The following is a 13,085-nucleotide window of genomic DNA, read 5'->3' on the forward strand; positions in this document are numbered from 1 at the left end:
GGCATCGCCTCGGGTGCGTCCCGAGGTGTGGGGTGTTACTGGATCAGCTGACGGCGGCAGGCCGGTGGCGACTCCGCAGTCCCGGCTTGTCGATCTTGCCGACAGGGTTGCGGGGCAGCGCGTCGACGATGTGAATGGCCACCGGCAGTTTGACTTTCGTGAGCCGGCTACTCAGGTGCTCGGCCAGGACTTCGTGGGTGACGGCGGTGTCCGGGTACGTGACCACGTATGCGACCGGCACCTCGCCGTACACGTCGTGCGGGGCTCCGATCACGGCCGCCTCGAGGACGTCGTCGTGGGTGGCGAGAGCGTTCTCGATCTCCTTGGGGTAGATGTTCTCCCCGCCGCGGATGATCATGTCCTTGATGCGGTCGACGAGGGTGAGGTAGCCGTCGTCGTCGAGTCGGCCGACGTCGCCGGTGTGCAACCAGCCGTCGACGACGGTGCGTTCCGTTTCCTCGGGGCGGCCGAGGTAGCCGCGCATCACGTTCGCGCCCCGGATCACCACCTCGCCGACCGTCCCCGCAGGCACCGGTGCCCCGGACTCGTCGACGATCGCGATGGTCTGACCCGGCAGCGCGGGGCCGACGGTGCCCAGCTTGCGAACGCCGGCAGGCGGATTGCACGCGGACGCGCACGTGCCCTCCGTCAGCCCGTAGCCCTCGACGATGACGAGCCCGAAACGCTGCTCGGCGTGGTCGAGAAGTTCCTTGGAGATCGGGGCGGCCCCGCAGACCGCGAACCGCAGCGAGGAGGTGTCGCCGACGGTTTCCTGAGAGACCAGAAGCGCGTAGATGGTCGGGACCGCGGAGAAGTACGTCGGCCGCAGGCGGGCGACGTCGTCGAAGAACCGGGCCGGTGAGAAGCGCCCGGTGACGCTCAGCTGACCGCCGGCGAGCATCGGGGTCAGGAAGCTGACGCAGATCGCGTTGACGTGGAACAGCGGGAGGATCAGGAGGCAGTGGTCGTCGGCGGTCAGCGAGAAATGCTGCACCATCGAGGAGCTCATGAATTGCAGGTTGTCGTGGGTGAGCATCACGCCCTTGGGGCGTCCGGTCGACCCGGACGTGTAGATCAGCAGGGCGAGGTCGTCTCCGCTGGCGGTGATGCCGGGTGCCCAGGCGGGGTCGGGGGTGGTCGCCATGTCGCCGACGGCGATCGCCGGACGGCCACCGGTCGGTGCGTCAGGTCCCTCGTTGACGACGAGAACCGCTGTGGCGTCGTCGATCTGGTACTCCGCCTCGCTTGCGGTGAATGTGGGATTGACCGGGGTGGCGGCCGCACCGATCCGCCAGGAGGCCATCAGGGCGATGAGCAGTTCCGCCCGGTTCGGCAGCATGATCGCGACGACGTCGCCACGTCCGACACCGTTCTCGGACAACTGTGCGGCGAAGGCGTCGACCCGCTCCGCGAACTGGCGGTACGTCAGTTCGAGTCGGTCGTCGCGCAGGCACGGCGCGTCAGCACGCTGTGTGGCGAGGTCCCAAGCGAAATACCCGATGTGCGACACGATTTCGTCCGCCCTTTCGTTGTGGTGTGATCCACAACACTATCGAGGGGTTTTCGTGCAAGAAACGGCCTCGGGGGCTCGAGTTCGGGCGGTTCGTTGTCGGTTGAGCACAATCGCGACCGTCCGGGGGTTGACACCGTGCCGCGGGCGTGGTCAATATATGCAAACGCTTAGAAAATAAGCACATGCTTAGAACTGAGGGGCTGCAGGTCCGCACCGACTGCCGTCCACCACGTCAATCGGTAGGAGTTACTCATGCCCGAGGCCGTCATCGTTTCCATCGCCCGTTCCCCGATCGGTCGCGCCATGAAGGGATCGCTCAAGGGCATGCGCCCCGACGACCTCGCCGCGCAGATGGTCCAGGCGGCACTCGACAAGGTGCCCGCGCTCGACCCCACCGACATCAACGACCTGATCCTGGGCTGCGGCCTGCCCGGCGGCGAGCAGGGTTTCAACATGGGCCGCAACGTCGCGGTCCAGCTCGGCTACGACTTCATCCCCGGCACCACCATCACCCGGTACTGTTCGTCGTCGCTGCAGACCACCCGCATGGCACTGCACGCGATCAAGGCCGGTGAGGGCGACGTGTTCATCTCCGCCGGTGTCGAGACCGTGTCCCGGTTCACCGCGGGCAACTCCGACTCGCTGCCCGACACCCAGAACCCGCTGTACGCCGACGCGCAGACCCGCACCGAGAAGCTGGCCCAGGGCGGCCAGCAGTGGGTCGACCCGCGTGAGGAGGGCCTGGTCCCCGACACCTACATCGCGATGGGCCAGACCGCGGAGAACGTCGCGCAGATCACCGGCATCACCCGCGAGGAGCAGGACCGGTGGGCGGTGCGCTCGCAGAACCGCGCCGAGGAGGCCATAGGCGCCGGCTTCTTCGAGCGGGAGATCACCCCGGTGACCCTGCCCGACGGCACCGTCGTGTCCACCGACGACGGCCCCCGCGCCGGCACCACCTACGAGGCCGTCAGCCAGCTCAAGCCGGTGTTCCGTCCGGATGGGACCGTGACCGCCGGCAACGCGTGCCCGCTCAACGACGGCGCCGCCGCTCTGGTGATCATGTCCGACACCAAGGCCAAGGAGCTGGGGCTGCCCCCGCTGGCCCGGATCGTGTCCACCGGGGTGTCCGGGCTGTCGCCGGAGATCATGGGTCTCGGCCCGATCGAGGCGTCCAAGCGGGCCCTCGCGATCGCGGGACTGGGCATCTCCGACATCGACCTCGTCGAGATCAACGAGGCGTTCGCCGTGCAGGTGATCGGGTCGGCGCGGGAGCTGAACATCGACGAGGACAAGCTGAACGTCTCCGGCGGCGCGATCGCCCTCGGTCACCCGTTCGGCATGACCGGTGCCCGCATCACCGCGACCCTGCTCAACAACCTGACCACCCACGACAAGCAGTTCGGCCTCGAAACCATGTGCGTCGGAGGCGGACAGGGCATGGCGATGGTCCTCGAACGGCTGTAGGCGGCTCCGCCGCCCGTGCGCCTTTTTGGTAGCCAGAACAACCAGAAAGGCGCACGGGTGCGAAGCGCCTATGCCAGGCCCGACAGCGGCGGCGGGGTGTTCTCGTCACGCCACGCGATGGCCTCCTTCAGAGTGCCGAGGTCGTAGTCGGGACCACCCACGCCCACGGTGAACAGGGTGACGCCGGCGTCGACATGGGCTGCCGCGTCGTCGACACCCGGCCACGACGTGGAGTGCTGGATGCTGTCGGGGCTGCGTCCGGCATCCCGTGCGTACCCGGCGAGGATCCCCGACTTACGTTTGTACGTGTCCATGTCGCTGAAGCTGTGCCAGATGTCGCCGTACTGCCCGACCAGCGGCAGCGTCTTCTTCTCGCCGCCGCCGCCGATGAGGATCGGAATGTGCCGGGTGGGTGCGGGTTCCAGCTTGGCGAACCGGGCGGTGATCCGCGGAAGGTACTCGGCGAGCAGGTTCAGCCGCGACCCCGCGGTGCCGAATTCGTAGCCGTACTCGTCGTAGTCGCGCTCGAACCAGCCCGAGCCGATGCCCAGGATCAGCCGTCCGCCGCTGATGTGGTCGACGGTCCGGGCCATGTCGGCGAGCAGATCCGGGTTCCGGTAGCCGGCACACGTGACGAGCGCACCGATCTCCACTCGCTCCGTCTGCTCGGCGAACGCCCCGAGCATCGTCCAGCACTCGAAGTGGGCGCCGGCCGGATCGCCGTACAGCGGATAGAAGTGGTCCCAGTTGAAGACGATGTCGACGCCGGCGTCCTCGGCCCGCAGCACCGCGTCGCGGATCAGCCCGTAGTCGGGCGCGTGCTGCGGCTGAAGCTGGACACCGATGCGAACTGGACGAGTCATTCGTGGCTCCTCGGAGTAGACGTTGGGCCTTCCCGATCCATAGTGCTCGCGCGACGGTCGGGCGCACAACGAACCCGCCGAGCGGGCGATTTGAGCGGGCGAATGTACCGTCCGGCGCCCCAGATACGCCAAGCGGTACATTCACCCGGTTGTCGGCGCGTCTTCCGCCCATTGACTCCGAAACGGATGAGGACGCATCACCGCCCGACCACACGGTGGACGTGGAAGACTGGGTGTGTGAAGGTCACGCAGAGGCCTGACCCGCCGACCGGGATCCGGCGGACGTTCTTCCGCGCGCCGATCTACCTCTACCGCGTCCACCTCGGCTTTCTCCTCGGTGGCCGATTCCTGCTCCTCGAACACGTGGGGCGCAAGACCGGCGTCCGGCGGCAGGTCGTGCTCGAGGTGGTCAACCACGACGCCGTCGGCGACGGGTACGTGCTGGCCGCCGGGTTCGGTCCCAAGTCCGATTGGTACCGGAACCTGCGTGCACAACCGAGCGCGAAGATTCAGGTGGGCCTCCGGCGACTCTCGGTGACAGCCGAATTCCTCGATTCCGAGACCGGTGCGGACTTCATGGCGCATTACGCGGCGGAGCATCCGAAACTCGGACTGCGGATCGCCAAAGGCATGGGCTTCGACGTCGACGGCAGCGCGGCGGACTTCCGGGCGGCGGGCCGTGAAATCCGTTTCGTTCGGCTGCGCCCCCGCGCCTGAGGCACCTCAGTTCAGCCGCACCCCGCCCGCGAGGAGCATGGTGCGCAGGACGAATGCCGCCTCGGGGCCGATGATCTCCCCGACCAGGGTGAGGTAGCGGTCCACGTACTCCGGTCCGTGCGGGGCGACCGTCGGGTAGTCGGGGTCGGACGGATCGAGGTGATGGGCGACCTCGTGGAGCACCACCAGTTCGCGGAACGCCCAGGCGTTGCCGTTCCGATGCTCGGGTACTGCGATTGTCGCGCAATCGCTTTCGTAGTGGGCGGCCTTGTTGCCCGACCGCGCGCGGACGTGAACCGGGGTGGCCGCCCGCGTCCACGTCGACCGCACCCAGTTCAGGGCGAGCACCCGGTCCACGTAATCCTGCACCGAATCGATCGACGCGAACTTGCGTTCCACCGGCAGCGTCACCTGCGACCCCAGAACGTCGACGACGCGCAGCCCGCGCTCGTCGGCGCGGTCGAACATGGTGCGCACGAGGGCTTCCGCGTCGTACACGGCGGTCCGCTGAGTGTCGCGGGGTCGCTTCACGACGGGATCTGCTTGCGGGCGGTCGACAGTTCGGGTGAGTTGCTCAGGCGGGCGGTCCGGGCGGCGCGGTCGCCGGCTCTGCGGGCGCTCGACGAATGTCCGGCGGATGCCCGTCCTCCTCGCCACGTGCCGCGGGCCTGCGAGTTCTCCGAGTAGTAGTCCTTCAGCTCGAGCTGCTTGTCGCGTAGGACCAGTGCCGTCTCCGCCGAGGACTCCGGCACGGACACCGCCTGCTCCTCGGCCTCCTGCTTGGCGTCGGCGAGGCGCTGGCCGATCCGCGCGGCGTAGGCGAGCTGGAAGTTCAACCGGGCGGTCACGCCGGCGACGGGCCGTCGCACCCGTGTCGCGACGCGGCGGCGTCCACGCTTCTCGACCTGCGTCCGCACCGTCGTCTCGCTGCGGTACTCGCCCGACCTGATGTAGGAGTCGGATGCCCGGACCATCTGGATCAGCAGGCTCGCGTACAGGGCTTCGCAGACGTCGATGTCGCCGGCGAACCCGTACGCGTAGATGACGGCCGACGTCTGGGCGATGTCGCACTGGACGTCGTTGGCGGCGGCGATCACCAGGAACAGCTGCGCGTACGTGCGGAGGCCCTTCTTGCCCGGTTCACCGATCGTGATCAGCCGCTGCGTGGGAGTGGCGCGCTTCTCCCGGCCTGCCGCGTGGGCGCGCGCCACGGCGAGGTCGATCGAGGAGGCGGTGGCGAGGCGCTGGGCGGCGGCCATGAAGGCCTCGCCCTCGTGCGGGTTGTCGGTGGATTCCGCCTGCCGGAGGAGCCCACCGATGCGGGTCAGCATCTTGTCGGAACTCACCCAGGCAGGCTAGCCCCCGTGCGCCTTTCTGGTCGTCGGCGCTACCAGAAAGGCGCACGGGCGGCGGAGCCGCCTACAGTCGCTCGAGGTCGTCGAGGATCAGGTTTGCGCCAGTGAGGCCGATGCCGGTGATCCACACCCGGTAGTCGGTCTGGCGGACGCCGTCGCGTCGTGACGGCCCCATCTGCCCGATGAGTACGGGGTCGATCCCCAGTTCACCCGGTGCGGACGTGTTGGCGACGAACGCGATGTCGGAGTCGATCTGGGCGACGTTCTCGAGCGAGATCTCGGACATGTCGTTCTTCGCGTCCCACGGCTGCCCGGTGATGGTGTAGCCGGCCGCGGTCAGCACGGAACCGGAGAACGTGCCGGGCCCGTGCAGGCGCAGGCCGTCGTCCATCACGCGGATGACGTGCGCGGTGCGGCCCCGGCTGGTTTCGGTCAACGCGGCGGCGCGGGCATGGAACGCCGACAGCTTCTGCTCGGCTGCGTCCGTCTCACCCATGGCCTCGGCGAACAACCGCAGCGTCCCCTGCCAGTCGACCGCCGGCGACACGGAGAAGACGGTCGGCGCGATCGCGGACAGCGCGTCGTACAGGTCGCCGTGCCGCTGCTTGCTGCTGAGGATGAGGTCGGGCTGCAGCGCGGCGATCGCCTCGAGGTTCGGTTCGGCGATCGACCCGACGACGGTGGTGCTGTCCAGTCCGCCGCCCAGGTAGGCGGGCAGCGCGTCGGCGGAACCGGCCTGAGCAGCGCCTACCGGGGTCTTCCCAAGCGTGACGACGGTGTCGATGGGCAGGCTGTCGAGGGCGACGATGCGACTCGGCCGGTTGCTCACCGTCGTCGTGCCCATGGCGTGGGTGACGGTGCGCTGGGCGCCGCTGTCGCTGCCCGTTGCCGCGTCGGGTCGCGCGCAGGCGGCGGTGAGCGCGGCCAGTGCGGCTGCTCCCAGCCCGGCTCCGAATTCTCGTCGCGTGAGGGCATCGACGATCTCCTGCCATTGGACGTCGTTGACATTCGGGGAGCACGTGGCAGAACGCATCCTGGACCTCGATCTCGAAGGGGGTAGAAGATAGGTGAACCTAACCTTATACAGTCTGTTGCGTGAGCGTGCAGACGACGATGTCGCCCGAGGGGTGGACGCCACCGGCCTGCGCGGCGCTCTCCCGGTCACTCCAAGAGCCGCTGTGCGGCACCGCGCCCCGGGTGCGCGGCTGGCTGCTGATCGAGCAACCCGGACCCTGGGGACGCGACCGGCTCCGGCAGAGTCGGCTCGACCCGGTCCTCGGCGACGCACTCGCCGCCCGGTGCGCCGACGCGGGGGTGCGTCCGGTGCTGATCCGCACCCGGGAGCGCCGCGACGTCGCCGCCGGACGTCATGTCTACCTCGTGCGTCCCGGACGAGCCGACGGCTGGGCGGAGCGACTGCTGGTGCGTGACGACCGGGAGCTACTCGACCTCGACCTCGACCTGTCACCCGGAGTGGGGGAACGTCTCGACCCCACCGAATCGCTGTTTCTCGTCTGCACTCACGGCAAGAAGGACGCGTGCTGCGCGTCGTTCGGACGCCCCGTCGTCACCGGCCTCGGCCACCGCGACGGACGGGTGTGGGAATCGACGCACGTCGGCGGCGACCGATTCGCCGCGACCATGGTGTGCCTGCCGTCGGGCATCTACTACGGCCGGGTCACCGCGGAGGCGGCGGAACACATTGTCGCCGAACATGATCACGGACGCGTGGTGCTCGAACACTACCGCGGCCGGTGCACCGACGACCCGGTGCTGCAGTTCGCCGAGCACACCGTCCGGGTCGAGCGGTCGCTGCTCGGACTCGACGACGTGATCCCGCTGTCGGCGACCCCGCGGCCGGACGGCGACACCGACGTCCTGGTCCGGCACCCGGCCGGGACCGACCTGGTCCGGGTTCGCACGACCAGCGCCGAACCCCGCCTGACCGCCTGCAGCGCGGGTGTCGTGGACAGCCCGGACCGGTTCGAGGCGGCTCCGCCACCCGTGCGCCGTTCTGGTAGCTAGGGCAACCAAAAAGGCGCACGGGCGCGAAGCGCCCCATGCGGCAGGAGGTCTCGCTGCGGTTGCGCCGGCGACTCGTGGTGTTCACACGGTATTCACCGCCCCGATTCATCGACACATCCATCCCCAGCTGTGGAGAAACCTGTACATGAATGCCGCCAACATGATTCGGACCGAGCGTAATTCGGCCGAATCGGCAGCGGTGGCGGCGCGCGGAGGCCTGACGGCGGTTGCGCGAGCCGATCATCCACCGACCCAGCGGTGAGTGAGAAAGTGCGTCAACAGGTACATTTTCACGCACCTGTGCGCGGCGCCGGGTAGAAGGGACTTCGACGTTCATGGCCACAGTGACCTATGACGGTGCCACCTGCCTGTTCCCCGGCTCGGACAAACCGGCCGTCGACACGCTCGACCTGAAGATCGAGGACGGTGAGTTCCTGGTCCTCGTCGGCCCGTCCGGCTGCGGCAAGTCGACGTCGCTGCGGATGCTGGCCGGGCTCGAGGACGTCCACAGCGGCCGGATCCTCATCGGCGACCGCGACGTCACCACCCAGGAACCCAAGGAACGCGACATCGCGATGGTGTTCCAGAACTATGCGCTGTACCCGCACATGTCGGTGGCCGAGAACATGGGTTTCGCGCTCAAGCTCGCCGGCGCCGCGAAGGACGACATCCGCAAGCGCGTCGAGGAGACGGCGAAACTCCTCGACCTCGAGCCGTACCTGGACCGCAAGCCGAAGGCGCTGTCCGGCGGTCAGCGGCAGCGTGTCGCGATGGGACGTGCCATCGTCCGGCAGCCGCAGGTGTTCCTGATGGACGAGCCGCTGTCCAACCTCGACGCCAAGCTCCGCGTGCAGACGCGCACCCAGATCGCGCAGCTGCAGCGTCGCCTCGAGACGACGATGGTGTACGTGACACACGACCAGGTCGAGGCCATGACGATGGGCGACCGGGTGGCGGTGCTGAAGGACGGGGTGCTGCAGCAGTGCGCGTCGCCCCGCGACCTCTACAACAGGCCGGCCAACGTGTTCGTCGCCGGCTTCATGGGATCACCGTCGATGAACCTCTTCACGTTGCCGATCACCCCCGACGGGGTCCTGCTCGGCGACGCGACCATTCCGCTGCCCCGGCAGCTGCGCGCGGATACCGACGAACGCGAGGTCGTCGTCGGGATCCGCCCCGAACACCTGGAACTGTCGACCACCGGCATCCCGATGGAGGTCGCGGTGGTGGAGGAACTCGGATCCGACGCCTACATCTACGGCCGCAGCACCGTCAACGGGGAGACCCAGCAGTTGGTGGCCCGCGCCGACTGGCGGAACCCGCCCCGCAAGGGTGACCTGGTGAAATTGCACGTCGACCCGTCCCAGGTGCACCTGTTCTCGGCGTCCGAGGGCTACCGGCTGAGCTGACCCGGCGGGGGCCGGAGCGGTTCCTGACCGATTCAGGTCGGGGGTAATGCCGGACTTCTGCGGTGTTCCATGCCACAGTATGTTCCGACACCGCGCCGGTGCCGCGAGTTCTGTCGTGCCGGTAACGGGTTCATCCACATCTACCTACGGGGAGACTCCATGGTTCAGATTTCGAGAGCGGTCCGGCGCGCCGCGGTGTTTGCCACCGCTGCCTCGCTGGTCACGCTCACCGCTTGCTCGAGTGACAGCGGCAGCGACTCCACGTCGGAGAACCTCGACGGTCGCGGACCCATCACGTACGTCGAGGGCAAGGACACCACCGAGACCGGTGTCGTCCGCCAGATCATCGACGCGTGGAACGCCGAGCACCCGGACGAGCAGGTGACGTTCAAGGAGCAGTCGAACGACGCCGATCAGGCGCACGACGACCTGGTCCAGCACCTGCAGGCCAAGCAGTCCGACTACGACGTCGTCGCACTCGACGTCCCCTGGACCGCGGAGTTCGCGGCCAAGGGCTGGCTGCAGCCGCTGACCGGCGAGTTCGCGGTGGACAACACCGGAATCCTCCCCGCCACGGTCGACAGCGCCACCTACAACGGCACCCAGTACGCGGCGCCGAAGAACACCAACGGCGGCCTGCTGTACTACCGCAGCGACCTGCTGCCCGCCGCACCGAAGACGTGGGCCGAGCTGGCCGCCGCGTGTGAGGTCGCGAAGACCAACAACATCGACTGCTACGCCGGTCAGTTCGCACCGTACGAGGGCCTGACGGTGAACACCGCCGAGGTCATCAACGCGTACGGCGGCTCGTTCGTCGGCGAGGACGGCAAGACGCCGACCGTCGACAGCCCCGAGGCCCGCGCCGGCCTGCAGGTGCTGGTCGACAACTTCAAGAACGGTGACATCCCGGCCCAGGACACCACGTTCAAGGAGCCCGAGAGCCAGAAGGCGTTCGAGGACGGCAAGGCGCTGTTCCTGCGCAACTGGCCCTACGTGTACGGCACCGCCGACAAGGATTCGTCCGCGGTCAAGGGCAAGTTCGCGGTCGCCCCGCTGCCCGGCAAGGACGGCATCGGCGCCTCGACCCTCGGTGGCTACAACGCCGCCATCAGCGCGTACTCCGAGAACAAGGCCACGGCCCGCGACTTCCTCACCTTCCTGCAGGGTGAGCAGGCGCAGCGGATCATCGCCATGGGCTCGCTGCCGCCGGTCCGCGCCGCACTGTACGACGACCCGGAGATCATCGCGGCCTACCCGTTCATGCCGACGCTGAAGGTGTCGATCGAGAACGCCGTCCCCCGTCCGGTCACGCCGTTCTACCCCGCTGTGTCGAAGGCCGTGCAGGACAACGCCTACGCTGCCATCAAGGGTGAGAAGTCGGTGGATCAGGCGATCACGGACATGCAGTCCGGCATCCAGTCCGCAGGCTCGTAGAGCACAGGAGTGAACATGGCCGTTCCGACTGGGACCACCAGTGGAGCGCCGGCCCGTCCCGCGGCCGGGGATAACGACCCCGGCCGCGGTTCGCGTGAGAAGAGCGAGAACAGGCGACGCTTTGGGCTGAGCAGTCGCCGCGCGTGGCTGTTCGTCGTGCCGACGCTGGCCGTGCTGGCCGTCGTCATCGGCTACCCGGTGATCCGGGCAGTGGTGATGTCGTTCCAGAAGGACGCGGGACTCGATCCGTCGACCGGCATGTTCGTCGAGGGCGGCTGGGCCGGATTCACCAACTACACGCACTGGATTCTGCAACAGTGCACCTCCCCGAGCGGGGTGGCCGTGGCGTGCCCGCCCGGCACGCTCGGCTCCCAGTTCTGGTCGGCCGTCGGGAACACCGCGTTCTTCACCGTCGTCACGGTGGGCCTCGAGGTCGCGATCGGCCTGTGGATGGCGATCATCATGGGCAAGACGTTCAAGGGCCGCGCCCTGCTGCGTGCGGCGGTCCTGATCCCGTGGGCCATCCCGACCGCGGTCACCGCCAAGCTCTGGTACTTCATCTTCGCCTACGACGGCATCGCCAATCGCCTCCTCGGCACCGAGATCCTGTGGACGTCGGACGCGTGGCCCGCCCGGTTCGCGGTGATCATCTCGGACGTCTGGAAGACCACACCCTTCATGGCCCTGCTGATCCTCGCCGGACTGCAGATGATCCCGCAGGACGTGTACGAGGCGGCGCGGGTCGACGGCGCCTCGGCGTGGCAGCGGTTCCGGCAGATCACGCTCCCGCTGGTGAAGCCGGCGCTGATGGTTGCGATCCTGTTCCGCACGATGGACGCCCTGCGCATGTACGACCTGCCCGCCATCCTGACCGGCGGCAACCCGGCCACCACGACGGTGTCGATCCTCGTGGTCGACCAGGTGCGGCAAGGGTTCAACAGCGCGTCCGCGCTTTCCACCATCACGTTCCTCCTGATCTTCGCGGTGGCGTTCGTCCTCGTGAAATTTCTCGGCGCCAACGCCGTCGAGACTCAGGAAGCCCAGCGAAAGGGGCCGAAGTCGTGACCCATCGCGCCCCGGAGCTCGAACTCCCGAGCAGGCCCGTCCGCCGCAACCGCCCGAAGCGGTTCGCTTTCAAGAACTCCCGCATCTACATCGGTGTCGCGATCATCCTCGTCTGGGGGCTCGCGCCGTTCTACTGGATGATGGTGACGGCGTTCCGCGACCCTGACTACACGTTCGACACCACACCCTGGCCCACGCACGTCACGCTCGAGAACTTCCAGAACGCCCTGTCGACGAGCAGCGGCAACAACTTCACCCGGGCCGTCGTCAACAGCATGATCATCGGCGGTATCACCACCGTCGTCGCCCTCGCCGTCGGCATCTTCACCGCCTACGCGCTGGCCCGCATCGAGTTCCGGTTCAAGTACGTGGTGGTCGGCATCGTGCTAGGCGCGTCGATGTTCCCCGTCGTCGCCCTCGTCACCCCGCTGTTCCAGCTGTTCACGAACATCGGCTGGATCGGTACCTACCAGGCGATGATCATCCCGAACATCTCGTTCGTCCTGCCGCTCACCATCTACACGCTGACGTCGTTCTTCAAGGAACTTCCCTGGGAGCTCGAGGAGGCGGCGCGGATCGACGGCGCCAGCCGCGGTCAGGCGTTCCGGCTGGTGATGTTGCCGCTGGCGGCGCCCGCCCTGTTCACCACCGCCATCCTCGCGTTCATCGCGACCGTCAACGAGTACCTGCTCGCCAGCCAGCTCTCCAGCGACGCCACCGAACCGGTCACGGTCGCGATCGCCCGGTTCTCCGGCAACGACCCGCACGTGGTGCCGTACGCGGCGATCATGGCGGCGGGCACGATCGTCACCATTCCGCTGGTGATCATGGTGCTGCTGTTCCAGCGTCGCATCGTGTCGGGCCTGACGGCCGGCGGCGTGAAGAGTTAACGGTCGAGCGGAGCGAGGGGAAAGGTGCCGGTCGAGCGGAGCGAGGGGAAAGGTGCCGGTCGAGCGGGGCGAGGGGAAAGGTGCCGGTCGAGCGGAGCGAGGGGAAAGGTGCCGGTCGAGCGGGGCGAGGGGAAAGGTGTCGGTCATGCATCCGGTGGCGAAGCGGCAGCGGCTCGAGGTTCTGATCGGCATCCTCGGGTTCTTCACGGTGATGGCGTTCATCGCCGCGGTCGTCGAGGTCGTCCGCGGCGACCCCGGCGTCACCCCTGCGCTGGTGTTGCTCGGATGCCTGGTGCTGTCGGGGCTGGCGGTCGTCGCCCGGAATCGGGTGCGCTGAAACAGTACGG

Annotated in this window: 13 protein-coding genes; 8 read left to right on the plus strand and 5 right to left on the minus strand. The window is 68.0% G+C overall.

The features are described 5' to 3' along the window. Positions 1-43: 43 nt before the first annotated feature. Positions 44-1,510, minus strand: coding sequence for a class I adenylate-forming enzyme family protein (locus HGB39_RS20990; RefSeq protein WP_064080195.1), 1,467 nt, complete (start codon positions 1,508-1,510; stop codon positions 44-46). 255 nt (positions 1,511-1,765) lie between these two features. On the opposite strand from HGB39_RS20990, the gene HGB39_RS20995 reads away from it, so the two are divergent. Then, positions 1,766-2,980 carry an acetyl-CoA C-acetyltransferase gene (locus HGB39_RS20995; protein WP_005570363.1) on the plus strand — a complete coding sequence of 405 codons (1,215 nt, stop codon included), beginning with the start codon at positions 1,766-1,768 and terminating at the stop codon, positions 2,978-2,980. Positions 2,981-3,048: 68 nt separating this feature from the next. Here the strand turns inward: HGB39_RS20995 and HGB39_RS21000 are convergent, their stop codons facing one another. Next, positions 3,049-3,843: an LLM class F420-dependent oxidoreductase gene (locus HGB39_RS21000; protein WP_005570362.1), complete on the minus strand. Its 795-nt coding sequence runs from the start codon at positions 3,841-3,843 to the stop codon at positions 3,049-3,051. A gap of 237 nt (positions 3,844-4,080) precedes the next feature. Here HGB39_RS21000 and HGB39_RS21005 point away from each other — a divergent pair, with 237 nt between their 5' ends. Beyond that, a complete protein-coding gene (locus tag HGB39_RS21005) occupies positions 4,081-4,560 on the plus strand; it encodes a nitroreductase family deazaflavin-dependent oxidoreductase (protein WP_005570361.1) in 480 nt (159 codons plus the stop codon). Between the two features lie 6 nt (positions 4,561-4,566). On the opposite strand, the gene HGB39_RS21010 is transcribed toward HGB39_RS21005, so the two are convergent. The 3 genes from HGB39_RS21010 to HGB39_RS21020 form a co-directional block, all read right to left on the minus strand. Further along, the gene (locus HGB39_RS21010) at positions 4,567-5,091 is read right to left on the minus strand and encodes a TIGR04338 family metallohydrolase (RefSeq protein ID WP_005264453.1); all 525 of its coding nucleotides are present in this window, start codon (positions 5,089-5,091) and stop codon (positions 4,567-4,569) included. Next, positions 5,088-5,906 carry a DUF2786 domain-containing protein gene (locus HGB39_RS21015; protein ID WP_005570360.1) on the minus strand — a complete coding sequence of 273 codons (819 nt, stop codon included), beginning with the start codon at positions 5,904-5,906 and terminating at the stop codon, positions 5,088-5,090. The genes HGB39_RS21010 and HGB39_RS21015 overlap by 4 nt, the downstream gene beginning before the upstream one ends. A 73-nt stretch (positions 5,907-5,979) precedes the next feature. Then, on the minus strand, positions 5,980-6,948 hold the full coding sequence (locus HGB39_RS21020; RefSeq protein ID WP_005570359.1) for an ABC transporter substrate-binding protein: 969 nt from the start codon (positions 6,946-6,948) through the stop codon (positions 5,980-5,982). 62 nt (positions 6,949-7,010) lie between these two features. Between HGB39_RS21020 and HGB39_RS21025 the strand changes: the two genes are divergently transcribed. The 6 genes from HGB39_RS21025 to HGB39_RS21050 all read left to right on the plus strand — a co-directional run bounded on the left by HGB39_RS21025 (position 7,011) and on the right by HGB39_RS21050 (position 13,075). Beyond that, positions 7,011-7,940 carry a ferredoxin family protein gene (locus HGB39_RS21025; protein ID WP_005570358.1) on the plus strand — a complete coding sequence of 310 codons (930 nt, stop codon included), beginning with the start codon at positions 7,011-7,013 and terminating at the stop codon, positions 7,938-7,940. Positions 7,941-8,275: 335 nt separating this feature from the next. Continuing rightward, positions 8,276-9,349, plus strand: a complete 1,074-nt coding sequence (locus HGB39_RS21030; protein ID WP_005264449.1) for an ABC transporter ATP-binding protein — start codon at positions 8,276-8,278, stop codon at positions 9,347-9,349. A 159-nt stretch (positions 9,350-9,508) separates the two neighbouring features. Beyond that, entirely contained in the window at positions 9,509-10,783 is a 1,275-nt protein-coding gene (locus HGB39_RS21035; RefSeq protein ID WP_005264448.1) for an ABC transporter substrate-binding protein, read from the plus strand. Positions 10,784-10,798: 15 nt separating this feature from the next. Next, on the plus strand, positions 10,799-11,848 hold the full coding sequence (locus HGB39_RS21040; RefSeq protein ID WP_005570354.1) for a carbohydrate ABC transporter permease: 1,050 nt from the start codon (positions 10,799-10,801) through the stop codon (positions 11,846-11,848). After that, positions 11,845-12,738, plus strand: coding sequence for a carbohydrate ABC transporter permease (locus HGB39_RS21045; protein ID WP_005249640.1), 894 nt, complete (start codon positions 11,845-11,847; stop codon positions 12,736-12,738). Before HGB39_RS21040 ends, HGB39_RS21045 begins: the two co-directional genes overlap by 4 nt. A 145-nt stretch (positions 12,739-12,883) precedes the next feature. Further along, positions 12,884-13,075, plus strand: a complete 192-nt coding sequence (locus HGB39_RS21050; RefSeq protein ID WP_043791782.1) for a hypothetical protein — start codon at positions 12,884-12,886, stop codon at positions 13,073-13,075. The last annotated feature ends 10 nt before the right edge of the window (positions 13,076-13,085 follow it).

The organism is Rhodococcus opacus (assembly GCF_012396235.1).
Lineage (GTDB): Bacteria > Actinomycetota > Actinomycetes > Mycobacteriales > Mycobacteriaceae > Rhodococcus_F > Rhodococcus_F opacus.

Bases quoted from the DNA above. Each gene is read 5' to 3' on its own strand.
- HGB39_RS21050 (WP_043791782.1), top strand. From the start codon at position 12,884: ATGCATCCGGTGGCGAAGCGGCAGCGGCTCGAGGTTCTGATCGGCATC.
- HGB39_RS21035 (WP_005264448.1), top strand. From the start codon at position 9,509: ATGGTTCAGATTTCGAGAGCGGTCCGGCGCGCCGCGGTGTTTGCCACC.
- HGB39_RS21030 (WP_005264449.1), top strand. From the start codon at position 8,276: ATGGCCACAGTGACCTATGACGGTGCCACCTGCCTGTTCCCCGGCTCG.
- HGB39_RS21000 (WP_005570362.1), bottom strand. From the start codon at position 3,843: ATGACTCGTCCAGTTCGCATCGGTGTCCAGCTTCAGCCGCAGCACGCG.
- HGB39_RS21040 (WP_005570354.1), top strand. From the start codon at position 10,799: ATGGCCGTTCCGACTGGGACCACCAGTGGAGCGCCGGCCCGTCCCGCG.
- HGB39_RS20995 (WP_005570363.1), top strand. From the start codon at position 1,766: ATGCCCGAGGCCGTCATCGTTTCCATCGCCCGTTCCCCGATCGGTCGC.
- HGB39_RS21020 (WP_005570359.1), bottom strand. From the start codon at position 6,948: ATGCGTTCTGCCACGTGCTCCCCGAATGTCAACGACGTCCAATGGCAG.